General features: G+C 71.3%; 17 protein-coding genes. 5 read left to right on the forward strand and 12 right to left on the reverse strand.

Features of this window, described 5'->3' with window-relative positions; translation table 11 throughout:
• Window positions 1-4 precede the first annotated feature (4 nt).
• Window positions 5-1078: a substrate-binding domain-containing protein gene (locus E0500_RS23965; protein ID WP_131563637.1), complete on the reverse strand. Its 1074-nt coding sequence runs from the start codon at window positions 1076-1078 to the stop codon at window positions 5-7.
• A 134-nt stretch (window positions 1079-1212) separates the two neighbouring features.
• Between E0500_RS23965 and E0500_RS23970 the strand changes: the two genes are divergently transcribed.
• Window positions 1213-2433, forward strand: a complete 1221-nt coding sequence (locus E0500_RS23970) for an ROK family protein (protein WP_131563638.1) — start codon at window positions 1213-1215, stop codon at window positions 2431-2433.
• Window positions 2434-2580: 147 nt separating this feature from the next.
• On the opposite strand, the gene E0500_RS23975 is transcribed toward E0500_RS23970, so the two are convergent.
• From E0500_RS23975 to E0500_RS23995, 5 genes are all read right to left on the reverse strand, one after another.
• Window positions 2581-3723: a hypothetical protein gene (locus E0500_RS23975; RefSeq protein ID WP_220140589.1), complete on the reverse strand. Its 1143-nt coding sequence runs from the start codon at window positions 3721-3723 to the stop codon at window positions 2581-2583.
• Window positions 3724-3826: 103 nt separating this feature from the next.
• The gene (locus tag E0500_RS23980; protein WP_131572038.1) at window positions 3827-4900 is read right to left on the reverse strand and encodes an ABC transporter substrate-binding protein; all 1074 of its coding nucleotides are present in this window, start codon (window positions 4898-4900) and stop codon (window positions 3827-3829) included.
• 140 nt (window positions 4901-5040) lie between these two features.
• Window positions 5041-6081: an ABC transporter ATP-binding protein gene (locus tag E0500_RS23985; RefSeq protein ID WP_131572037.1), complete on the reverse strand. Its 1041-nt coding sequence runs from the start codon at window positions 6079-6081 to the stop codon at window positions 5041-5043.
• Window positions 6081-6872: an ABC transporter permease gene (locus E0500_RS23990; protein ID WP_131572036.1), complete on the reverse strand. Its 792-nt coding sequence runs from the start codon at window positions 6870-6872 to the stop codon at window positions 6081-6083. The genes E0500_RS23985 and E0500_RS23990 overlap by 1 nt, the downstream gene beginning before the upstream one ends.
• The gene (locus tag E0500_RS23995) at window positions 6869-7699 is read right to left on the reverse strand and encodes an ABC transporter permease (protein WP_131572035.1); all 831 of its coding nucleotides are present in this window, start codon (window positions 7697-7699) and stop codon (window positions 6869-6871) included. The genes E0500_RS23990 and E0500_RS23995 overlap by 4 nt, the downstream gene beginning before the upstream one ends.
• Window positions 7700-7934: 235 nt before the next feature.
• Here E0500_RS23995 and E0500_RS24000 point away from each other — a divergent pair, with 235 nt between their 5' ends.
• Complete coding sequence (locus tag E0500_RS24000; RefSeq protein ID WP_309505128.1) at window positions 7935-8936, forward strand: LacI family DNA-binding transcriptional regulator; 1002 nt, start codon at window positions 7935-7937, stop codon at window positions 8934-8936.
• A 166-nt stretch (window positions 8937-9102) separates the two neighbouring features.
• The gene (locus E0500_RS24005) at window positions 9103-10731 is read left to right on the forward strand and encodes a transposase (protein WP_181587110.1); all 1629 of its coding nucleotides are present in this window, start codon (window positions 9103-9105) and stop codon (window positions 10729-10731) included.
• A gap of 490 nt (window positions 10732-11221) precedes the next feature.
• Here E0500_RS24005 and E0500_RS24010 read toward each other — a convergent pair whose 3' ends face one another.
• Entirely contained in the window at window positions 11222-13648 is a 2427-nt protein-coding gene (locus E0500_RS24010) for a SpoIIE family protein phosphatase (protein ID WP_131569441.1), read from the reverse strand.
• A gap of 550 nt (window positions 13649-14198) precedes the next feature.
• Here E0500_RS24010 and E0500_RS24015 point away from each other — a divergent pair.
• Complete coding sequence (locus E0500_RS24015; RefSeq protein WP_131569443.1) at window positions 14199-16250, forward strand: phosphocholine-specific phospholipase C; 2052 nt, start codon at window positions 14199-14201, stop codon at window positions 16248-16250.
• An 88-nt stretch (window positions 16251-16338) separates the two neighbouring features.
• Here the strand turns inward: E0500_RS24015 and E0500_RS24020 are convergent, their stop codons facing one another.
• Both E0500_RS24020 and E0500_RS24025 read right to left on the reverse strand, forming a co-directional pair.
• The gene (locus tag E0500_RS24020) at window positions 16339-17319 is read right to left on the reverse strand and encodes a hypothetical protein (RefSeq protein WP_131569445.1); all 981 of its coding nucleotides are present in this window, start codon (window positions 17317-17319) and stop codon (window positions 16339-16341) included.
• The gene (locus tag E0500_RS24025; protein WP_131569447.1) at window positions 17316-18143 is read right to left on the reverse strand and encodes a phosphatase PAP2 family protein; all 828 of its coding nucleotides are present in this window, start codon (window positions 18141-18143) and stop codon (window positions 17316-17318) included. The genes E0500_RS24020 and E0500_RS24025 overlap by 4 nt, the downstream gene beginning before the upstream one ends.
• A gap of 191 nt (window positions 18144-18334) precedes the next feature.
• On the opposite strand from E0500_RS24025, the gene E0500_RS24030 reads away from it, so the two are divergent.
• Window positions 18335-18976 carry a TetR/AcrR family transcriptional regulator gene (locus tag E0500_RS24030; RefSeq protein ID WP_131569449.1) on the forward strand — a complete coding sequence of 214 codons (642 nt, stop codon included), beginning with the start codon at window positions 18335-18337 and terminating at the stop codon, window positions 18974-18976.
• Between the two features lie 219 nt (window positions 18977-19195).
• Here E0500_RS24030 and E0500_RS24035 read toward each other — a convergent pair whose 3' ends face one another.
• The 3 genes from E0500_RS24035 to E0500_RS24045 are packed head-to-tail and all read right to left on the reverse strand — an operon-like array spanning window position 19196 to window position 22735.
• A complete protein-coding gene (locus E0500_RS24035) occupies window positions 19196-20185 on the reverse strand; it encodes a DUF2510 domain-containing protein (RefSeq protein WP_131569451.1) in 990 nt (329 codons plus the stop codon).
• Window positions 20186-20245: 60 nt separating this feature from the next.
• Entirely contained in the window at window positions 20246-21430 is a 1185-nt protein-coding gene (locus E0500_RS24040; RefSeq protein WP_131569453.1) for an anhydro-N-acetylmuramic acid kinase, read from the reverse strand.
• 3 nt (window positions 21431-21433) lie between these two features.
• Window positions 21434-22735 carry an MFS transporter gene (locus tag E0500_RS24045; protein ID WP_131569455.1) on the reverse strand — a complete coding sequence of 434 codons (1302 nt, stop codon included), beginning with the start codon at window positions 22733-22735 and terminating at the stop codon, window positions 21434-21436.
• Between the last annotated feature and the right edge of the window lie 156 nt (window positions 22736-22891).

Genomic DNA, 22891 nt, shown 5'->3' on the forward strand with positions numbered 1-22891 from the left:
CGGGTTACTTGTCGGGCGTCGTGAACGGGTCGTCATAGCTGCCGAAGGGCTTCGGAGTGCTGGCCAGTGCCTTGTCCGCGTCGGCCTTGGTGACGAGCTCCACGGGCGCCTTGACGTTCTTGGGCAGGGTCTTGCCCTTGGCCGCCGCCTGGCAGGCCTCCACGCCCATCTGCCCGATGGTGTACGGGTACTGGGCCACCGTCGCGTCGAGTGTGCCCTCCTTGACGGCCTCCAGCGCGTCCTTGATGCCGTCGACGCTGATGACCTTGACCTTGCCCGTCCTGCCCGCGTTCGCGATGGCCCGCGCGACACCGAGGCCCATGTCGTCGTTGGCGACGAAGAAGCCCTTGAGGCCCGGGTGCGCGCGCATCACGTCGGTGGCGGCGGTCAGCGCGGTCTGCCGGTCCCAGTCGGCGGCGACGGTCTGGACGACCTTCAGGTCCGAGCCGATGCCCTGCTTGAAGCCGTCGACGCGGGCGCCGCTGGTGACGTCACCGGCGATGCCGCCGATCACGGCGACGTCACCGCCCTGCGGCAGCAGCTTCACCATCTGCGCGCCGGCCGTCTTTCCGGCGTCCACGTTGTCCGTGCCGATGTACGTCGCGGGCGTCGCGTTCGCCGCCTCGGCGGCCTTCGCGTCGATCGGGTTGTCGATGTTGACGATCGTCTTCTTCGCCATGGCGACCTTGGCCAGCCCCTGCACCAGGTTCGTGGCCGAGATGGGGTTCACGATGAAGCAGCCGTACGACTGCCCGGAGAGACCGGCGAGCTTGTCGGCCTGGCCCGTGGTGTCCGTGATCGAGTTGGCGGCCTGCACCTTGACCGAGACGTCCCCGGCCTTCGCCTGGGCGTCGATGCCCTGCTCCATGCTCTGGAAGAAGGGGTTGTCCAACCCCTTGATCACGGCGGCGTACTTGGCGCTGCCTTCCGCCCCCGAGCCCGACGAGTCGCCGGAACCGCAGGCGCTCAGTGCCAGCGCCCCGGTGACGGCCAGCACGATCCCGGTGACGGCGGTGCGGCTGCCGGAGGCTCTGACCTCGGCGGCCCGGTTCCTCACGGCTTTGTGAAGTATGTGCATGGGGGTGTCCCTTTCCCACTGGATGCGGCTAGACGGTACGGCTCGTTATGGGAGCTGGCAATGCCTTCTTTCGACTTTTTCCGTCAAAACTTTTGCTACTTCCGTACAGTCGCCGTCATAGCTAAGGTGTCGGGGTGGATACGACGAACGCAGCCGCCGCGCGGGCCGGGACCAGTCCGGGCGAGATCCTGGCCCTGTTCCGCGACGTCACCGACGGCCTCACGAAGACCGACGTCGTGCAGCACACCGGCCTGTCGCGCACCACGGTCAACCAGCGCCTCGACGGCCTGCTCGGCGCCGGTCTGCTCGTCCCGGCGCCCCAGGACGCCCGCACCCGCGGCCGCCCGGCCGGACGGTTCGTCGTCAACCGCAGCAGGGGGGTCCTGCTGGTCGCCGACCTCGGCGCGACCGGCCTGCGCACCGCGGTCTGCGACCTGGCGGGCGAGGTACGCGCCGAACGCGAGGCCGCCTCCGACGTGACCACCGGACCGGAGGCCGGACTCGCCGTCGTCGAGGGGCTGTTCGCCGAACTCCTGGCGGAGACCGGGTACACGGAGAGGGACGTCCTCGGTGTGGGCGTCGGTGTGCCGGGCCCGGTCGACTTCGCCACCGGACGCGTCGTCAGCCCGCCGATCATGACCGGCTGGGACCGCTACAACATCCCCGGCCGCCTGGGCCCCCGCTACGACTGCCCCGTCCTCGTCGACAAGGATGTCAACGCGATGGCGTACGGCGAACAGCGTCTGCGCTACCCGGACGTCGACCATCTGCTCATGGTCAAGATCGGCACCGGCGTCGGCACCGGCATGATCGCCGGCGGCCGCATCCATCGCGGCGCCGACGGCGCGGCCGGCGACGTCGGTCACATCCAGGTCACCGTCGACGACATCAAGGAGCCCCCGGTCTGCAGATGCGGCAACACCGGCTGCGTCGAGGCCTACGCGGGCGGCTGGGCCCTGGTCCGGGACCTCCGCGAGGCCGGACACGACGTCAGAAGCGTCAACGACGCCGTCCGCCTCATACGCTCGGGCGACCTCACGGCCGTACGCCTCGCCCGGCGGGCCGCCCGTATCCTCGGTGTCGCCATCGCCGACGCGGTCAACATGTTCAACCCCCGCGTCATCGCGATCGGCGGCCAGCTCGCCCACACCGACGAGCAGCTCTTCGCCGGGATCCGCGAGGTCGTCTACCGCCGCTCACTACCGCTCGCGACCCGCAACCTCCAGATCGTCCGCAGCGCCCTGGACCCGCGGGCCGGCGTCATGGGCCTGACCCAGCTGCTGGTCGACGGCATCTACGCACCGCACCGCGTGCAGGAACTGATCGACAGGGGCGCGGAGTCCGGCGAGCGCTGACGACGCCGCGATGACGACGCCGCGATGACGACGCCGCGATGACGACGCCGCGATGACGACGGCGTGCTGACGACGGCGTGCTGACGACGGCGGAGGAGACCCTCGGGGAGCCAACTGGGTCAGCCCCGGTTGGCTCCCCGAGTACCACTACCCGGGGTGGTGACCCGGTGCGTCCGCGGGCTCGGCCCCGGACGCGTCCAGCGCGTCGAACTCGGCGATGAACCGCTGCCGCAGCGCGGCCTTGTCGGCCTCGGGCAGCCAGCAGGCGTCGACGCCGGCGAGCGACATGGCGCGCAGCGTCGTCCGGCTCAGGCCCAGGTCGTCGGCGGCGATCCGGTACTCGTCGGTCAGCGTCGTCGGGAACAGGCCCGGGTCGTCGTCGGCGAGGATCACGTTCAGCCCGGCCTCGACCATCGCCGCGACGGACGCCCGTCGCCAGGGCCGCCAGGACCGGCGTGAGGTGGTGAAGGCGACGACGAACGGCACGCGTTCGGCACGGCACCGGGCCACGACCTCGTCGTCCTCCAGCACGTAGTAGCCGTGATCGATACGGTCGCAGCCGAGCAGGTCGAGGCAGGTGATGGTGTTGACCGCCACCGGCGCGTGCTCGGAGGAGTGCGCGGTGCGGCGCAGCCCCGCCTGCCCCGCCAGCCGGAAGGCGTCCGCGAAACGCTCCGGCGGGCCCACGGTCTCCAGGTTGTCCAGACCGATCCCGGCGACGTACTCGTGCGGGTTCTCCACCACCTCGCGCACCCGCGCCAGGGCCTGCTCGGCGGTGGTGCTGCGGTCGACGGCGGCGATGAGCCGGCCGCTCATGCCGAAGTCGCGCTCGGCCAGCCGGATTCCCTCGGCGTACGCCGCGACCGCGCCCAGATAGCCGAGAGAACGCAGATGCGGCGGCACGCCGTCGAACGACACCTCCAAGTGGCGCACGGAACTGGTGCGGTGGGCCGCCTCGAACGCCTCGTACGTGATCCGCGTCAGATCGTCGGCGTCGCGCAGCGCCTCGACGACCCACCCCGACACCTGGAACAGGGAGTAGGACACCTCCGGCTCGTCGGCGGCCCGCCCACGCGGCACCGGGATGCGGGTGTTCTCGTACAGCTTCGGGTCCGGCGGCAGAGAGTTGACGTCACGGAAGATCGTCTCGGGCGCCGCCGGAAGGTCCAGGCGGTGGCGCCGGGCGAGTTCGGCGAACGTCTCGGCCCGCACGGTGCCGATCAGATGGCAGTGCAGGTCCGTCTTCGGCATCCGGCGCAGATAGTCGTCGGAATCGATGGTGGTGGTCATGGTGTCCAAGTGCGGGTGGAGTGGGGAGCAGAGGAACGGGAGGGGGAGCGATGGTGGGGCGGGGCGGGGCACGCTTTGGGTCGCCGGCCGCCCCACCCGACGGTCACTTGGAGCTGACCTCGCGGGCGAACCGCTCGACCCACGTGTCGCGGTTCTTCACGACCGTGCCGGGGTCGAGGGTGCGGAAGCCGGCACCGACCGGGTCGGTCGCCGCCTTCCCGGCGACCTTGCCGAGCACCGAGGGGATCGTGGCGTCCGGGTTCACCGGCATGTCGCCGATGACCTTCGCGGCCTGGGTCTGCGCCTCGGCGGACAGGTAGTAGTCGATGAACGCGTACGCGGCCTTCAGGTTCTTGGCGTCCTTGGGGATCATCATCCGGTTGGTCGCCATGTACTTGCCCTTGCTCGGCGCCACCCAGCTCACCGGCTCACCGGACTGGATGAGGGAGGTGGCGAACGCACTGATCGCCGGGGCGGCGACGATCTCGCCCTGGGTCAGCAGGTTCGTCACCTCGGTCGAGGACGAGTAGAACTGCAGGGTGTGCGGAGCCCAGGAGCCGAGCTTCGCGTACGCGGCGTCGATGTCGTACGGCCCGCTGCCGTAGGTCTCTCCGACACCGGACACGGTGAGCTGCCCCGAGGTGACCGAGATGTCGGGCAGCGCGGTCTTCTTGGCGTACTTCTTGTCGCCGTACACCGCCCAGTCGGCCGCGGCCTTGGCGTCGAGCTTGTCGGTGCGGTAGAGGGTGCCGTTGAGCTGGTAGGTGTACGCCGGTCCGTCGTACGCCTCGTCGACGGCGAAGCTGCTCAGCTTGGACATGTTCGGTACGTCCTTGGCGCCGAACTTCTGGAAGAGCCCCTTCGACTGGCCCAGCGCGGCGTAGTAGTCGGAGATGAGCATGACGTCGACGTCCGACCTCCCGCCCGCTGCCTCAAGTCTGGTCAGGCGGGTGGCGTTGTTGCCCGTGTCGAGTTCGACCTTGTAGCCCGTCTTCTTCTCGAAGGGCTCGATGACGGCCTTCGTGAGCTCCTCCGACCCGAAGGGGAAGGAGCTCACGACGAGGGTCTTGCTGTCGCTTCCGCCGCCGGTGGCGGAGCAGCCGGCGACGGTCGTGGCGAGCGCGGTGGCGACGACGAGTGCTGCTGTGGAGCGATGGCGCCGAGGAGTGGTACGCACGAGGGGGTCCTTCCGAGGGTATGGCGAGGGGGAGGGCTGAGCGGGAGGAGTGGAAGAAGGAGAAAAAGGGGGAGGAGGGAAAGAGGGGAGAGGCGGTGCCGTCGGTGTCGTACGGACCCGATGGCGGTGAAGTCCGCGGTTCAGTCGGCCAGTTCGACCACGTGCTCCGGCCGGGCAGCCACGGTGACCTGGTCGCCGGGACGCCAGTCGGCCCGGGAGTGGTCCGCCCGTACCGTCGCGATGAGGGTGACGTCGTCCTCGCCCTCGCCCCTGGGGGCCGCCAGGGTGAGGTGCCGGTCGACCCCGCGGTAGGCGATGCCCGTGACTGTCGCGGGCAGGGCCAGCCGGGCCCCGTCCGCTGCCTCGCCCTGGACGACTTCCAGGTGCTCCGGTCGCACGGTCAGGGTCGTGACGCCGTCGGAGGCTGCCAGGCCCGCCGGTCCTGTCGGTCCCGCCGGGACGAAGTTCTCGTAGCCCAGGAACTCGGCGACGAAGCGGTTGGCGGGGCGCGGGAAGACCTCGGCCGGCGAGCCGCTCTGCATGACGTGTCCGGCACGCATCAGGACCATCACGTCGGACATCTCCAGCGCCTCGTCCTGGTCGTGGGTCACCAGGACCACGGTGAGGCCGGTCTCGGCCTGGATCCGGCGGATCTCGGCGCGCATCTGCACCCGCAGCCGGGCGTCCAGGTTGGACAACGGCTCGTCGAGCAGCAGCAGCGACGGACGGATGGCGATGGCACGGGCGAGCGCCACCCGCTGCTGCTGCCCGCCCGAGAGCTTCCTGGGGCGCTGCGCGGCCAGGTGGCCGAGGCCGACGAGGTCCAGTGCCTCGGCCACCCGGCTGCGGCGCTCGGCGGCCGGGATCTTGCGGAGCTTCAGCCCGTAGCCGACGTTGTCCGCCACGCTCATGTGGGGGAACAGGGCGTACGACTGGAAGACCATGCCGAGGTTGCGCTTCTCCGGAGGCAGCCGGGTGGCGTCCTTCCCGGCGATGCGGATCGTGCCCGAGCTGGGCGCGGTGTAACCGGCGAGCATGCGCAGCGTGGTCGTCTTGCCGCAGCCGCTCGGCCCCAGCAGCGTGGTGATCCTTCCTTCGGGGATGTCGAGGTTCAGGGACCCGACGGCGGTGAAGTCGCCGAAGGTCCGGGTGACGTCGATGAACTGGGCGGCGGCGGTCATCAGTTGATCCCCCCGAAGATCCTGGTGAAGCCGACGGTGCGTTCGGCGACGACGGCGACGATGATGGTGGCGGCCAGAATGAGCGTGGACATGGCCGCGATGACGGGGTCGTAGGACTGCTGGACGTAGTCGAGCATCGTCACCGGCAGAGTCCCGAAGTCCCGGCTCTGGAGCAGCAGCGAGAGCGGCACGTTGTTGAACGACGTGATGAAGCCGAGCAGGGCCGCCGACATCACGCCGGGACGCAGCAGCGGCAGGGTGACCGTGCGGAACGCGCGCCAGGGTGTTGCGCCCAGCCCGCGTGCGGCCTCCTCCAGAGCGGGGTCGGCCAGCGTGAGAGCGGCTCCCGTGACACGTACCGCGTACGGCATGAGCAGCACGGCGTGCCCGACGAGAAGAGCGGCGAACGAGGTCTGCCCGAGCCCGATCATCAGCTGCTGGTACAGCGCGAGCCCGATGACGAGCTCCGGCACGACCAGCGGGGACAGGAACAGACCTTGCAGCAGGGACCGCCCGGGTATCGCCCCTCGGTGCAGACCGAGGGCGACCGGAACACCCAGCGCCAGGGCCAGGGCGGTGGCACAGCCGGCCAGCAGCAGGCTGGAGACGAGTGTGTCGGTGAACGGCTGGTAGGCGGCGGCCTTGCCGAACCACTGCAGCGAGAAGCCCTTGGGCGGGAACGACAGGGTGCTGCTGGAGGTGAACGCACTGGCCACGACGAACAGGATCGGGACGAGCATGATCACGTAGCCGAGGACGGCCAGTGCGGCGGCTATCGGTCGTGCCTTCATGCGACCCGTCCCTTCACACGCGCCACGGCCGATCCGATTCCGGAGAGCGCGAAGACGAGCACGGTCATCACGAGCGCCGTCGCGGAGGCCGCGGCCCAGTCGACGGTCACGTTCGCGTGGACGAACAACTGAGTGGCGAGCATCCGCTGGGAGGATCCGCCGAGGAGATAGGGGGTGGTGTACGCGGTGATGCTCCCGGCGAACACCAGGGTGGCGGCGACGACGATGCCCGGCAGCGACAGCGGAACCACCACGGTCCACAGCGTGCGCAGCCGGCTCGCGCCCAGGCCCCGGGCGGCGTCGTCGAGCCCCCGGTCCACCTGGGCGACCGCCGAGTAGCAGGAGACGACGGCCAGCGGCAGGAAGAGCTGGACCAGGCCGAGTACGACGGCCAGCGGTGTGTACAGCAGTTGGGGAGCCTGCTCCGCCAGCCCGAGGCCGGTGATGATCCGGCCCATGACCCCGTTGGATCCGAGGATCACCAGCCAGCCGAAGCTGCGCACGACGTTGCTCAACAACAGCGGGAACACCGCCAGCGCCAGCCAGAGCCCGGCCCAACGGGAGGTCGAGCGGGCCAGCAGGCTCGCGATGGGGAAGGCGATCACGACGCACACGACGGTCACGATCAGTCCGAGAGTCAGGGTGCGACCGATGATCTGGAGGTCGTATCCGTCGGTGAGCATCTTCGTGAGGCGCGAGAACACGTCGGACGGACTGACTCCCGGTGGCGCGAACAGCATCGCGGCGGACGGCACGGCGAAGCCGAGCACCATCAGGAGCAGCCCGGGGAACAGCAGCAGTGAGCCTGCTCGGGGCCTGTGGAACATGGGTGGAGTTCGATTCCTTTGACTGCGAGTGATGAGTATCATCGCTGCAACCGGTTGCAGCAACCGGTTGCAGGCACCTTAGGTGACGAAGGGCTGTTGTGTCAGCCCCGCGCGTGACGTTGATGTAAAACCTGTTACCTCAAGGGGCCGGGATCTTCGCCGGGAGTTTCCGGGGAGGGGACACCGGCCCACTCGGGGACGATCCCCGGCGAAGTCCGGGGGAAGGGGAGGTGCGGTGAATCCCACTGGGGGCGCGAGCCAGGTGCCCACGCTCGACGACGTGGCACGGCGCGCGGGGGTGTCGAAGTCGACGGCGTCGCGGGCACTGAGCCGGCCGGACATCGTCGCCCCGGCAACCAGGGCGCGGGTCCATGACGCCGCCGTCGCCCTGGGCTTCGAGCCCAGCCGGGTGGCGCGGGCCCTGGCCCATGGCCGTACCGGTCTCATCGCGCTCGTGGTGCCCGACCTGGAGAACAGCTTCTTCACCCCGATCGTCAACGGCGCCCAGGCCCGGGCCGCTCAGGCCGGCGTCCAGCTCACGGTGGCCGTCCACGAAGCCGACGACCGCGACGCGCTGTCCCGGCTCGCCCGGCAGGTCGACGGATTCCTCATCACGGCACCGCGCGGCACCGACGACGATCTGCGGGCCGTCGCCCGCCTCGCCCCGACGGTCCTCATCGACCGTGAGGTCTCCGGCCTGCCGTCCGTCTCCGCCGACGTCGCCCGTGCCTTCGGCGAGGTCATCGGCCATCTGGCCGGGGCAGGGCACCGGCACATCGCCTACCTCGGCGGACCGCACGGCTCCTGGCAGAGCCTGCGCCGCCAGGAGGCGGTCCGTGACGCAGCCGCCGGGCGGACCGAACTGACCGTACTGGGGCCGGTGCCGGCCACCTTCACCGCCGGAGTGGAGAGTGCGGGCCCTGTGCTCGCGACCGGGGCGACCGCGGTGGTCCCGTACGCCACCTCGGTCGCGCTGGGACTGCTGGCGGCCCTCCAGCGCCGGGGCGTACGGGTCCCGGACGACATGCTGATCAGTGCGGAACGTTCCGTTCTCGACGCGCTCGGCATGAACGGGGTGCCCGCGATCGACGTGGACGGCGAGGAGCTCGGAAGGGTGGCGGCGGGGCAGTTGGTGGACCGGATAGAGGGGGGCGGACGTTCCAGCGGGCCGGACGCCGTGACCCGCCTGGAAGTCGCGGTGCGGCTGCCGGAGGGGTTGCGGACTGCTGGCGACTGAGTGTGCACAGGTGTGTTCTGGTGCGCATGAGTGAGTGTCCGGGGTGCGGCATGTGCGGGCCCGGGAAGTGAACAGAGGTTTCTCTGTCGAATGTGTGACCTTTGCCGGTGGTGGTCGTTAGGTGCGGTGAGGGGTTCTTCGGCTGGCGCGGTGGCGGGGTGAAGGGGTGGGCGGGCTGCGGGAGTTGGCGGCGCCGTTCGTTGTGCCCGGTCCGTCGGGGGTCTCGGTCCGCGACCGGCTCAAGCACCTGACGGCCGAGGACGATGAGGTTCTTCGTCTGGTCGGTGACCATCTGGGTACGCTCGCGTCCCGGGATCTGAAGGTGCGGTGCGCGGCAGGGCTGGAGCGCGACACCGAGCGGTGGGCCGAGCGCAAGCGGGCCCTGACCGAGGAGTCCTCCTCGCGGTGGGCGGGGTCGATCACGAAGGCTACCCACGATCAGTGGGCGCTCGCCCGGCGCGGCCAGCTCGCCCACATCCAGAGCCTGGAAGCGGGTGTGTGCACGATCACGCACCGGCTGTCTCTGCCCATCGGGGGGAAGGGCAGCAAGAAGACTCCGGGCGGTTACCGCACTCGGCAGGAGTGGTTCGCCAAGACCCGGCGTCTGCACGTGCTGGCCGACCGGCTGGAGGCGACGCGGGCCGATCGTGAGGCCGGTGTTGTGCACGTGGTGCGGGGCGGGAAGCGGCTGCTGAACACCCGCCATCACCTCGACGCCGCGCAGCTCACCGAGGAGCAGTGGCGTACCCGGTGGGAGGCCGGGCGGCGGTTCCTGCAGGCCGACGGGGAGAGCGGGAAGCGGTTCGGCAACGAGACCATCCGTGTCACTCCCGACGGCGAGGTGTCCCTGAGGCTCCCGGCCCCTTTGGCGTATCTGGCGAATGCGCCGCACGGCCGGTATGTGCTCGCCACGCGGGTGGCGTTCGCGCACCAGGGTGAGCAGTGGCGTGACCGCGTCACCGCGAACCGGGCCGTCGCCTACCGCATCCACGAAGACGTGCTGCGCGGGCGCTGGTATCTGACCGCGTCGTGGACGATCCCGCCAGTGAAGACCGTGCCCCTGGAGGCGGCGCGCACGAACGGCCTGATCGGTGTCGATACCAATGCCGACCACCTGGCCGCCTGGCGCCTGGACTCACACGGCAACCCCGTCGGTGAGCCCCTCCGGTTCGGCTACGACCTGTCCGGCACCGCCCAGCACCGCGACGCCCAGGTCCGGCACGCGCTGATCCGCCTGCTGCACTGGGCCAAACGACATGGCCTCGCGATCGCGGTCGAAGACCTGGACTTCCAGGCGGAGAAGACCCGGGAGAAGCACGGCCGCCGCACACGCTTCCGCAACCTCATCTCCGGCATGCCCGTCAGCAGACTCCGGGCCCGCTTGGTGTCCATGGCGGCCGAACTGGGCATCACCATCGTCGCCGTCGACCCGGCCTACACCAGCCGCTGGGGTGCCCAGCACTGGCAGAGGCCCCTCACCACCACAACACGCAAGACCACTCGCCACGATGCTGCCGCCGTGGCGATCGGCAGGCGCGCCCTGGGACACCCGATCCGGCGACGGACGGCACCGCCCCCTGCTCACCGGAGTGATGAGCAGGGGCATCGGACCGTCCAGGCTCGACCGGGTACCCCGGGGCGTGAGGGATCCCGCCCCCGCATTCCCGGACCACGGACACGATCCGTGCGCGCCAGACGCGGAGCGAACGCGGGAAACCAGGACGCCCAACACCGTTCGGGGCGCCCGGCTGAGCACGAGTCCTGGCAACAGGACTCACTCCCGCTCAGTCCCTAGGAACGGTGACGCTTTGGACGGCTACCTCGCGACGGGCGGTTCGGCGCCGGAGGTCGCCGTGGGCCGTGTGGCGGGGCTTCGGCCAACGGCGCCGTGAACTGGCTGAGTTGAGAGCGGCGGGCCTTCAACCGGTTCGACCGGTTCGGCTGCACCTCCGCGACGACCGTCAGGCACCCCACCCCACCCTGCCCGGACCCGTGTCACGGGCGCGCTGAGGTCTAGGGCGTGTTTCGAAAGTCCCTCCCCCACTGCCTTAAAGGCGTGGGAGGTGCCCCAGCCCCGCGGCGTCTGGCACGCACTTCCCCACTGCCTTAAGGGCGTGGGGGCACCCCCACGCGGCGTTGCCGGAGCGCCCGAATAGCTCCGCTATTAGGGCGCTCCGGCGCCTTGCGATTGCACGCTCCCCACGCTCGGCTTCGCTCGCGGGGGGACCCCATCGCCGCCGCGGGGCCCGCCCTTCGGGCGGACGACGGGACTTTCGAAACACGCCCTAGTCGGGCAGGGGCTGTTCCGCCCAGATGGTCTTGCCGGTGGGTGTCTGGCGGCTGCCCCAGCGCTCGGCGACCTGGGCGACGAGCAGGAGCCCACGCCCGCCCTCGTCGAAGACGCGGGCCCGGCGCAGGTGCGGTGCGGTACCGCTGCCGTCGGACACCTCACAGATGAGCGTCGCGTCACGGATCAGCCGCAGCTCGATGGGGGCGTCACCGTACCGGACGGCGTTGGTGACCAGTTCGCTGACGATCAGTTCGGTGGTGAACACCGCCTCCGTCAGCCCCCAGGACGCCACCTGTTCGCCCGCCATCTTGCGGGCCCCGGCCACGGTCGCGGGGTCCTGCGGCAGCTGCCAGGTGTGTACCCTCCCGGCGTCGAGCGCGGATGTGCGAGCGAGCATCAGCACGATGTCGTCGGCGGCCCGGCCGGCCAGCACGGTGCGCAGCACCTGCTCGCAGGTTTCCTCCAGTGGTTCGGCCGGGCTGCTCAACGCCTGGCGCAGCAGGGTGAGCCCGACCTCGATGTCGCGGTCGGCGGCCTCGACCAGACCGTCGGTGTAGAGGGCGAGCAGGCTGCCCTCCTCCAGCTCGACCTCGGTGGCCTCGAACGGCAGGCCGCCCAGCCCGAGCGGCGGCCCGGCCGGCAGGTCCAGGAACCGTACGCTGCCGTCGGGGGTGACCAGGGCGGGCGGCGGATGCCCGGCGCGTGCCATGGCGCAGCGCCGGGACACCGGGTCGTACACGGCGTACAGACAGGTGGCCCCGACCTGCCCGGACGCTTCGTCCCGCCCGCGCACCTCCGGGCCCTCCTCACGGTCGAGCCGGATGACGAGGTCGTCCAGCTGAGTGAGCAGTTCGTCGGGGGCGAGGTCGACGTCCGCGAGGGTCCGTACGGCCGTCCGCAGGCGGCCCATCGTGGCCGACGCGTGAATGCCGTGGCCCACCACGTCGCCCACGACGAGGGCGACCCGGGCGCCGGACAGCGGAATCGCGTCGAACCAGTCCCCGCCGACGTCCGCACCCGAACCGGCCGGCAGATAGCGGTAGGCGATCTCCATCGCCACCAGCCCTGGTGGCCGCTCGGGAAGGAGGCTGCGCTGGAGCGCCAGGGCCGTCCGGCGTTCACGGGTGTAACGGCGGGCGTTGTCGACACTGACCGCCGCCCTGGCGACCATCTCCTCCGCCAGCAGCAGGTCGTCGTCATCGAAGGACTCCACCGTCCGGTGCCGCAGGAAGTGCACCAGGCCCAGGGTCACCCCACGGGCACGCAGCGGCACCATCATCACCGAGTGGATCATGTATTTGGCCACGGTCTCGGCGCGGGCCGGGGAGGACATGATCCACTCCCGCACCTCCGGATCCTCCGGCTTGCGCCGTGCGCCCCGGCCGGTGAGCAGCGCCCGCACCGGCAGCGTGTCCACGGGGTAGACCATCGTCTCGCCCGAGGCGACCACCGACTCCGGGCAGCCCTCCAGCACCGACCGCTGCGCCGTGCGGCGAACGATGACGGGCTCGTCCAGCCGGATCGGTTCCGGCTCGTCGCCCCGTACGACGGACGCCAGCAGATCCACGGTGACGAAGTCCGCGAACCCGGCCACGGCCACCTCGGCCAGTTCCTCGGCCGTCCGGGTCACGTCCAGGGTGCTGCCGATACGGAGCCCGGCTTCGTTGAGCACCGCCAGGCGGTGGCGGGCCCAGTACTGATCCGTGGTGTCGAACAGGGCCGCGGACAGTCCGTGGACGGTGCCGGTCTCGTCCTTCAACGGCGAGACGAACACCGACCAGGCCCGCTCCCGGGCGTCACCCCAGGCGGGGCCGTGGCCCTCGTGGAACACCATCCGGCCGGTGCGCAGGACCTGCCGCTGAAGGCGGTCGTACTCGTCGAATGGAGGGCTGGGCTCGATCTCCCACAGGGTCAGGCCCCGCATCTCCTCCTCGGACCTGCGCATGAGCCGGGTCATGATCTCGTTGGCGGCCACCAGCCGGGCCTCGCGGTTGTAGACCGCCACCGGCATGGGGAGCTGCGCCAGCGTGAGATCCCACAGGGCCGCCCTTTCCGGGTCGGCCCGCCCGGTGGTGCTCGCCGGTACGTCACCGGTGACGAGCCAGAGCCTCTGGCGGCCCGCGTCCAGCAGCGGTGTTCCCCGCAGGCGCATCACGACACGGCCTCCGTCCCGGTGCCGCAGCGCCACCTCACCGGCCCACACGTGCCCGCCGGCCAGGTGGCGCCGCACGGACCCGGGCAGTTCGTCGGCCAGCAGGTCGGCCGCGGTCCGGCCCACGACCTCGGCGGCTTCGTATCCGAGCAGCTGCCGAGCTCCGGCGCTCCACATCCTGACCGCCCCACCGGCGTCGACGACGACCGCCAAGTCCTCCGGTGTGCGTCCCTCCACGCTGCCTCCGGATGTGACGTCCCTGCTGTTCATGGGCTTTCTCTTCCGCAGTGCCGCTCGGCCGGGGCCAGACCGGAGCAGCCGGGGGCCCCGGGCACATCCCGGGTACCCCTCTCCAGCGTCCCGCCGCGCCGCTTCCCGCTCAACCGAGGGCGCGGGGGATGCTTCGGGCCGTGCGATGAGGAGCCACGGTCACGACGGGGCCTGATTCCCCCCTCGCTCCCACGTGGGCGTCCGGAGCCCAAGGCGTCGTGGGGCGCGCTCACCGCCTCCGCTGTTCGCCCCCCGGACAACCATCCGTCACACGCGCGCCACGGGGTCTTCCCCGACGTTCGCTGCGCTTAGGGCCTGTTCTGAGTTCCCCGCCTGCGCCCCGACGCCCGGCACGCACGCTCGCCGCACGGCGCCGCAGGACAGGTGGCTCCGCCACATGACCTGCGACACCGCACGCCGATCGCACGCACCGAACGCCGCTGCGCCCGCGCTCCGCGCGGACGACGGGGAACTCAGAACAGGCCCTAGCACACTCCCTGCCCGCAGGCCACATCCACCGCACCACTCCAGGACAAGAGGTCACCCGCCCATGCCTGAGGTCAACCGGCGCCTATTCCTCCAACTCGCGGGCGCCACCACGGCGTTCACCGCCCTGTCCACCAGCATCGAGCGGGCGGCGGCGCTGCCCGCGAACCACCGGTCCGGCACCATCGAGGACGTCGAGCACATCGTCGTCCTGATGCAGGAAAACCGCTCCTTCGACCACTACTTCGGCGCCCTCAGAGGTGTCCGCGGCTTCGGCGACCCGCATCCGGTGACCCTCGACAACGGCAAGTCGGTGTGGCACCAGTCGGACGGCACCAAGGACGTGCTGCCCTTCCACCCCGAGGCCGACGACCTCGGCATGCAGTTCCTGGAGGGCCTGCCGCACGGCTGGCCCGACGGGCACGCCGCCTACAACGGGGGCAAGTACGACAAGTGGATCCCCGCGAAGGGCACCACGACCATGGCGTACCTGACGCGAGAGGACATCCCGTTCCACTACGCGCTGGCCGACACCTTCACCGTCTGCGACGCGTACCACTGCTCGTTCATCGGCTCCACCGACCCGAACCGCTACTACATGTGGTCGGGTTACACCGGCAACGACGGCAAGGGCGGCGGCCCCGTCCTCGGCAACGACGAGGTCGGCTACGACTGGACGACGTACCCGGAGCGCCTCGAAGAGGCGGGCATCTCCTGGAAGATCTACCAGGACATCGGCGACGGCCTGGACGCGAAGGGCTCCTGGGGCTGGATTCCGGACGCCTACCGCGGCAACTACGGCGACAACTCGCTGCTGTACTTCAACAAGTACCGGAACGCCAGGCCCGGCGATCCGTGGTACGACAAGGCCCGCACCGGCACCGACGTCAAGAACGGCGACGGCTACTTCGACCGGCTGAAGGCGGACGTCAAGGCGGGCAAGCTGCCGCAGATCTCCTGGATCGCCGCACCCGAGGCCTTCTCCGAGCACTCCAACTGGCCCTCGAACTACGGCGCCTGGTACATCGCCCAGGTCCTGGACGCCCTCACCGCCAACCCCGAGGTCTGGTCGAAGACGGCGCTGTTCATCACGTACGACGAGAACGACGGCTTCTTCGATCACCTCGTGCCTCCGCTGCCGCCGCGCTCCGCCGCCCACGGCAAGTCCACCGTCGACGTGGGCCCGGACCTCTTCGCGGGGAGCTCCAGCCACGTCGCCGGTCCGTACGGCCTCGGCCCGCGCGTGCCGATGCTGGTCGTCTCGCCCTGGAGCAAGGGCGGTTTCGTCTGCTCCGAGACCTTGGACCACACCTCGATCGTCCGGTTCATGGAAAGCCGCTTCGGGGTGCACGAGCCCAACATCTCGCCGTGGCGGCGCGCGGTCTGCGGCGATCTCACCTCGGCCTTCGACTTCTCCCGCAAGGACAGCCGACCGGCCGAACTGCCGGACACCGACGAGTACGAGCCGGCGGACCGCGAACGTCACCCCGACTACCGGCCGACGGTTCCCGCCGACCCCAGCATGCCGAAGCAGGAGCGCGGCCTGCGCCCCGCCCGCCCCCTGAAGTACGAGCCGAGGGTGGACGGCTCGGCCGACCCGGCGGCCGGGACTCTCACGCTGACCTTCGCCTCCGGTCCCGAGGCGGGCGCCGCGTTCCTCGTCACGTCCGGCAACCGCACCGACGGGCCGTGGAACTACACCACCGAGGCGGGCAAGAGGATCTCGGACACCTGGAACTCGGCCGCCTCGAAGGGCTCGTACGACCTGACCGTGCACGGCCCGAACGGCTTCCTGCGCGTCTTCAGGGGCCCGGGCAAGGCGGCCGGACCCGAGGTGACCGCGCGGCATGTCGGCGACGACGTGGAGCTGACGTTCACCAACAAGGGCTCCCGCACGGCGAACCTGACGCTCACGGACGGATACGGCGGCCGCCCCCGGACGTTCCGGGTACGGGCGGGGGCCACCGTGCGGCACACGGTGGACCTGCGTGGCGGCAAGCGCTGGTACGACCTGACCGTCGTCTCCGACACCGACCCGGGCTTCCTGCGCCGGTTCGCGGGGCACGTCGAGAACGGGCGGGCCGGAGTGAGCGATCCGGCGATGATCACGTACTAGGACATCCGGGTACAGCAGCAGGCCGGGGCCGCCGTGAGCGGCCCCGGCGGCGGCCCGGTGCTCGTCGAGAGGGGCACGTCGAGGGGGATCACAAGGGAGTCAGGCGCCCAGGAGGGGGCGAGGCCGGCCGACGACGGGGCGCCAACGAGGGTTCGTACGGGGCTTGTCCGGGCTCCAGCGCCAGGACCGCTGCCACCGGATGGTCCACCGGATGGTCGCCGTCCGGGACAGTGAGGTCCACGGGGCGTGATGGGGGCGTCGCCCGTGACAGCAGCACCACACCCCAGGACGCCAGTGCCGCTCCCGCCAGGGCCAGAGGAACGCCCACGAGGCCGGATCGCACCTGTTCGCCCAGCAGCGACAGGCCGATCACCGAGGCGGCGACCGGATTGGCCAGGGTCACCATGGCGAGCGGGGCGCCGAGGCCGCCCCGGAAGGCGGTCTGGGAGAGCAGCAGCCCACCCGTGGCGAAGGCCGCGACCAGCAGGGCGAGCCCGATCACCTGAACGCTGAGCAGTGAGTCCGAGTGGTCCGTCGCGGCCACCGTCACCGTCTGTGTGAGCGCCGACGCGACGCCCGAGGCGAAGCCGGACGCGGTCGCCTGCCGCAGCCCCGGCCGCGCACCCGGCCGGGCGAGCACACCGATCACGGCGGCCGTCCCTCCGGCGACCGCGAGGGCCTCCGGCACGCTCAGTACGTCGTGGGGCGCGGGGCCGGACGCGGCGACCAGGATCGCGGCGAGACCGGCGAGCGTGAACGCCGTGCCCCGCCACTCCACCGCGCTGACCCGCCGCCCGGCCAGCCGCGCGCCCAGCGGCACCGCAGCCACCAGCGTCAGCGCACCGAGCGGCTGCACCACGGTCAGCGGACCGTATTTCAGGGCCACGACGTGCAGCAGCGCGCCGGACCCGTTCAGGACGACGGACCCCCACCAGGCGCCACTCGCCAGAAGCCGGCCCACGCCCGCGTCACCGCTCCGGGACGCGAGCCGCTCCTGGGCGACGGCCGCGGAGGCGTACGCGACGGCCGAGAACAGCGAGAGGCCGACGGCGACGAGGGTGGCGCTCATCGGCCCGCTCCGACCAGGACGGGCTCGTCGGTCCTGACGAGCTCCGGGGCGCGCCCGGCGGTCGTCGTCGTGCGGTACGGCAGGTGGACCGCGGCGAGGGCGAGGCCGAGCAGCACAGCGGCTCCGGCGGCGTCGAGCCAGTAGTGGTTCGCCGTGCCGACGATCACCAGCAGGGTCACCAGCGGGTGCAGGAGCCACAGCCACCGCCATCGGGACCGGGTGGCGGCGATCAGGCCGATCGCGACCATCAGCGCCCAGCCGAAGTGCAGCGACGGCATCGCCGCGAACTGGTTCGCCATCGAGTCGGTCGCCGGGGTCGCCGAGTACACCGTGGGCCCGTACACCTGGCCGGTGTCGACGAGGCCCGTGCCGTCGAGCAGGCGCGGCGGAGCCAGCGGGAACACCAGGTGCAGCAGCAGGGCGGCGGCGGTGACGGCGGCCAGGACCCGGCGGGCCCACACGTAGTGCGTCGGCCGCCGCAGATAGAGCCAGACCAGGAAGGCCGCGGTGGCCGGGAAGTGAACGACCGCGTAGTAGCTGTTCGCCAGCTGTGCGAGACCGTCGCCGTGCAGGAGTACGGACTGCACGGTGGCCTCGTCGGGCAGGCGCAGGGCCCGCTCCCAGTCCCATACGCGCCCGGCGTTGCGGAAGGCCTCGCCGGTGTGGCCGTTCGCCAGCAGACGGCCGAACTTGTAGACGAGGAAGAGTCCCGCGACGAGCAGGAGCTCGCGGACGAGGGGTGGCCGGGCGGTGTCGTCGGGCGAGGCCCGGCGCCGTATGGCCGCCTCGGACCCGGATCCTGCAGGCTCGGTTCGGGCTTCCATCCCCCGGCCCCTTTGCTGACGTCGTCGTACTGGATCACCGATACGCGAACGTACCGATACGGTGGTGTACCGAAACGCCACTGTACCGATACGAAGGCGTTTCGGTACAGTGGCGTATCGCTATACACTGTGTGAGACGGAGCACCGATCAGGACCACGGATCAGGCCCCGAGCGGGAAGAGGGAGAGAGCATGACGTCGCAGGCAGCGGACGGACCGGAGACGGTCGCCGGCTCGCGCCGCTCCAAGATCACGCCCGAGCGTGAGCAGGAGTTCTTCGACGCCGTGCTCGACCAGATCCGCGAGTGCGGTTACGACGCCGTGAGCATGGAGGGCGTGGCCGCGAGCACGCGGTGCAGCAAGTCCACGCTGTACCGGCAGTGGAAGACGAAGCCGCAGTTCGTGGCGGCCGCGCTGCGGGCCCACAGCCGTCCGCGGTTCGCCGACATCGACACCGGCTCGCTCGCCGGGGACCTGCGTGAGGTGGCGGCGCGCGCCGGGGCCCGCGGGTTCGGCCGTGACGCCCGGCTGCTCCACGGGCTCACCCACGCCATCACACAGGACGAGTGCCTGCGGCGGGCGATGCGTGACGCGTTCGTCGAGCCGGAGATCGCCGGCCTCCGCGAGCTTCTCGACCGCGCGGTCGCCCGGGGCGAGATCGCCCCGGACAATCCCGCGACGGAATACGTGCCCGCGCAGATCCTCGGTGTGCTGCGGTCCCGCCCGCTCCTGGAGGGCCGGGACGCCGACGAGGCCTATCTGACCCGCTTCATCGAGGCCGCGGTCCTCCCGGCGCTCGGGCTGGGCGGCGGGCCTCCCGGCGGCCCGCCATAGAGCGCGGGCCGTCGTCCGAGGGATGACCGGACGTCGGCCCGACCGCGCCGCACCGTGGGGACGGGGGCGGCGCACTCCCCGGCCGGGTGGGGTCCCTCTTGAGCGGAGGGGGACTCCACCCGGCTGACTGGATCTCCGGAGTGCCCTGGATCTCCGGAGTGCCCTGGCCGAAGCGCCCGGAGAACGAGACCCTCGTAGACCCGGGAAAGCGTCCGCAGGTCAGACGTCCTGCCCGTTGCCGCCGCCCGACATCTCCTTGATGCCCTTGGTGATCTCGTCGATGACGGACTGCTCCGGTGCCTTGGACCCGACGTCGATGCCGAAGCGGATCACGACGAGCCGTTCGGGGTTGGCGGGCGCCGGGAACGCGAGCGACTCGACGTAGCCGTCGTCGCCCTCGCTCGTGGCGACCTTCCAGCGGACCAGATAGCCCTTCTCGCCGGCCACGGTCACCGCCTCGGAGGCCAGCTCGTCGCGCGAGGTGATCTTCCCGTACGCCGTGCCGCCGTAAGCCTCCTCGGCGTTCTTCTCGATGTCCGCCTTCGCGGCGGCCTCGGCCGTGCTGGCGTCCAGCTCCAGCGCCTCGGCGGGCGCGGAGTACGCGCCGCCGCGCGTGCAGGTCTTCGAGGTGTCGCCGGGGCATTTGTACGAGTCCTTGGTCGTGACCTGCACGCCCACCCCGAGCGACACGGCGGTCCAGTCGTCGGGCACGGGGATGCCGATGCCGTTGACCGGGTCGACGGCGTACCCGTCCACGATCCGCGGCTGCGCGGACTCACCGGGCCCCGGGCCCTGACCGTCCGGGCCCCCGGAGCCGCCGCCGGGACCACCCTGCCCGTCGCCCGGGCCGTCCTGGCCGTTCGGCTCTCCGGGACCCTGCGAGCTGGCCGCGTTCCCGTTCCCCTCGTCCCTGGTGAGGGCGTACACGCCCACGCCGATGCTCGCCAGGACGGCCGCGGCCACGGCGACGGCTATGCCCATGCGCAGCCCGCGCCGCGGAGGGGCGGGTGGATACGCCGGGTACGGTCCCATGGCCGCCGGGTACGCCTCCGCGGGCGGCACCTGCGTCGGGGGCCCCCATGTGGCGGACGGCTCCGCGGGCCGGATCCGGTCCGTCCATGCCTTGCCGTCCCACCAGCGCTCGGTGGCGGGGCCGTCACTTGTCTGCCCGGGGTCGGGGTACCAGCCGGGGGGAGTCTCCTGCGTCATGGGGTCACGGTATGAGGTGAGCGTGAAAGATGGATGAGAAGGGCCCACCTCCGCGACCGGTCACCCGCGCAACTCCCCCGGCTCGCACACCATCCGCACCGGCCCGCGCCCGACGCCACCCTCCGACGGCAACCCTCCGGGAAACCCCCGACGCCCCGGGGTCACCGACCCCAGGAGGCTCGCGTGCCGGGCCCCGGTGCTCGTCGGACAGGTGCCCGGCAGCCCGTGCACGGTCAGAAAGCCCAGCACCGCGAAGGCGTACGCCTCCTTGGCGGCGGACGGCAGCCCCAGCACGTCGGAGGTGCGCACCGGGACACCGCCCAACTCGTCGCCCAGCATGCCCATCAGCACCGGATTGAGGGTGCCGCCACCGGAGGCGATCACCTCCGTGGCGTGAACGGTCCGGGCGGCGCCGGCGACGGTGCGCGCGGTGAGCCGGGTGAGCGTCGCGACGACGTCCTCCGGCCGCAGCACCGGGAAACCGGCGAGCGCGTCGCGCAGATAACCCGCGTGGAACAGCTCCTTGCCCGTTGTCCTGGGTGCGGGCAGCGCGTAGTACGGCTCGTCCAGGAGCCGCGCCAGCAGCGGCTCGTGGACGGTGCCCCGGGCGGCCAGGGTGCCGTCCACGTCGTACGGCAGGCGCCCGCCGGTGAAGTCACGGACGGCCGCGTCGATGAGGGCGCTCGCCGGGCCGGTGTCGAAGGCGGTGCCGTCCGGTGCGGTGAGGTTGGCGATGCCGCCGAGGTTCAGCGCGACCGGTGTGCCCGGACGGCCCCGCAGCAACAGCAGGTCGACCAGGCTCACCAGGGGCGCGCCCTGGCCGCCCGCGGCGATGTCGCGTGGCCGGAAGTCGGCGACCACGGGCAGCCCCGTCGCCTCCGCGATCCAGGCGGGCTGACCGATCTGGAGGGTGCCGTGCACGGTGCCCCGCTCGGCCCAGTGGTACACGGTCTGCCCGTGCGAGGCGACCAACTCGGCCCGCCCGTCGCAGAGCTGACCGTTCGCGTGCAGCGCGGCCGCCGCGAAGGCCTGCCCGATCCGGGTGTCCAGGCGGCACACCTCGGCCAGGGTGGTGGTCGCCGGGGGGAGCGCCGCGGCGAGCGACTCCCGCAGCGCGTCGTCGTACGGATCGCTGACCAGCCCGAGCGGCTTCAGCGTGAGGGTGTCCCCGTCGAGGCACAGGTCCGCGGCCGCCGCGTCGATCGCGTCGTACGACGTGCCCGACATCAGACCGATCACCCGCATCCCTCAACTCCTCTGCCCGTAGCGGTCTCTGCGCGGCATCAGCAGCGCCAGCGCGCTCACCGCGCACGTCACCGCCGCGTAGTACCCCGGGATGTCCACGCTCCCCGTGCGCTCGATCGTCTCCGTGATGACGAGCCCCGCACAGCCCGAGAACACGGCGTTTGACAGGGCGTAGGCGAGCCCCAGGCCCGTGTAGCGGACGTTCGTGGGGAACAACTCGGAGAGCATCGCCGGGCCGGGCCCCGCCATCAGCCCGACGACCGCCCCCGCCACGAACACGGCCACGCCCTTCACCGTGTTCGACGTCCCCGCGTCCTGGAGGAGATTGAGGAGCGGCAACGCCAGGACCGTCACCAACAGCGCGCCCGTCAGCATCACCGGCCGGCGCCCGACTCGGTCGCTGAGCCACCCGGCGGGGACGATCGTCACCGCGAAGCCGAGGTTCGCCAGCACCGTGGCCACGAGGGCCTGCTGGAAGGTCGCGTTCAGACTGCTCTGCAGATATGACGGCAGCACCACGAGGAAGGTGTAACCGGCCGCCGCCCAGCCCATGATCCGTCCGGCGCCGAGCGCGATGGCCCGCGCGACCTCCCGCGCCGGCGGGCGCTCGGCCGAACCTTCCTCCCGGAAGGCCGGCGTCTCGTCCAGCCGCAGGCGGAGCCACAGCGCGCCGAGGCCCAGCGGCAGCGTCAGCAGGAACGGCAGCCGCCAGCCCCAGGAGCCCAGCTCCTCCGCGGTGAGGAGCGTCGCCAGCAGGGCCGCCGCCCCGGCCCCGCCGAGCAGTCCCAGCGCCACCGTGAACGACTGCCACGACCCGTACAGCCCCCGCTTGCCCGGTGGCGCGAACTCCGTCATCACCGACACTGCGCCTCCGAACTCCCCGCCCGCGGACAACCCTTGGAGCACCCGCAGGAAGGTGAGCAGCCACGGGGCGAGGGCGCCGGCCGTGGCGTACGTGGGCAGCGCGCCGATCAGCGTCGTCGCGCCCGTCATCAGCAGGACGACCATGATCAGCACCGGACGGCGTCCGATCCGGTCACCGAGACGGCCGAACAGCGCCGCGCCCACCGGCCGGAAGAAGAACGCGAGCGCGAACGACGCGTACGTCTTGACCAGGCCCTCGATCTCGCTGCCGCCCTCCGGTGTGAAGAAGCGGGCCGCGATGATCGTGGCGAAGTAGCCGTAGACGCCGAACTCGTACCACTCGATGAGGTTGCCCACCGACCCCGCGAACAGCGCCCTGCGGGACTGTGCTGGCCGGGTGGCGGTCTGCTGGTCCGGGCCGTGCTCGGGGGCGGCCGTCATGCCGGTTCCTTCCGGGGCGGGAGACCGAACGATGTTGGAAAATTAGCTTCAGCGCGGCGGTCGTCGACTGTCAATAACTTTCACCGGGGCTGGTGAAGGGGGCGCCGCGTCACTCCCGTACACCGGGTGTCACTCGTGTCGGCACCACGTGCCCCG

The organism is Streptomyces sp. KM273126, from assembly GCF_004337435.2.
Lineage (GTDB): Bacteria > Actinomycetota > Actinomycetes > Streptomycetales > Streptomycetaceae > Streptomyces > Streptomyces acidicola.

What these genes read in the sequence shown, in the direction of transcription:
- E0500_RS23965 (WP_131563637.1), bottom strand. Translation starts at nt 1,078, where the DNA reads ATGCACATACTTCACAAAGCCGTGAGGAACCGGGCCGCCGAGGTCAGA.
- E0500_RS23975 (WP_220140589.1), bottom strand. Translation starts at nt 3,723, where the DNA reads ATGACCACCACCATCGATTCCGACGACTATCTGCGCCGGATGCCGAAG.
- E0500_RS23985 (WP_131572037.1), bottom strand. Translation starts at nt 6,081, where the DNA reads ATGACCGCCGCCGCCCAGTTCATCGACGTCACCCGGACCTTCGGCGAC.
- E0500_RS23990 (WP_131572036.1), bottom strand. Translation starts at nt 6,872, where the DNA reads ATGAAGGCACGACCGATAGCCGCCGCACTGGCCGTCCTCGGCTACGTG.
- E0500_RS23995 (WP_131572035.1), bottom strand. Translation starts at nt 7,699, where the DNA reads ATGTTCCACAGGCCCCGAGCAGGCTCACTGCTGCTGTTCCCCGGGCTG.
- E0500_RS24010 (WP_131569441.1), bottom strand. Translation starts at nt 13,648, where the DNA reads ATGAACAGCAGGGACGTCACATCCGGAGGCAGCGTGGAGGGACGCACA.
- E0500_RS24015 (WP_131569443.1), top strand. Translation starts at nt 14,199, where the DNA reads ATGCCTGAGGTCAACCGGCGCCTATTCCTCCAACTCGCGGGCGCCACC.
- E0500_RS24020 (WP_131569445.1), bottom strand. Translation starts at nt 17,319, where the DNA reads ATGAGCGCCACCCTCGTCGCCGTCGGCCTCTCGCTGTTCTCGGCCGTC.
- E0500_RS24025 (WP_131569447.1), bottom strand. Translation starts at nt 18,143, where the DNA reads ATGGAAGCCCGAACCGAGCCTGCAGGATCCGGGTCCGAGGCGGCCATA.
- E0500_RS24030 (WP_131569449.1), top strand. Translation starts at nt 18,335, where the DNA reads ATGACGTCGCAGGCAGCGGACGGACCGGAGACGGTCGCCGGCTCGCGC.
- E0500_RS24035 (WP_131569451.1), bottom strand. Translation starts at nt 20,185, where the DNA reads ATGACGCAGGAGACTCCCCCCGGCTGGTACCCCGACCCCGGGCAGACA.
- E0500_RS24040 (WP_131569453.1), bottom strand. Translation starts at nt 21,430, where the DNA reads ATGCGGGTGATCGGTCTGATGTCGGGCACGTCGTACGACGCGATCGAC.
- E0500_RS24045 (WP_131569455.1), bottom strand. Translation starts at nt 22,735, where the DNA reads ATGACGGCCGCCCCCGAGCACGGCCCGGACCAGCAGACCGCCACCCGG.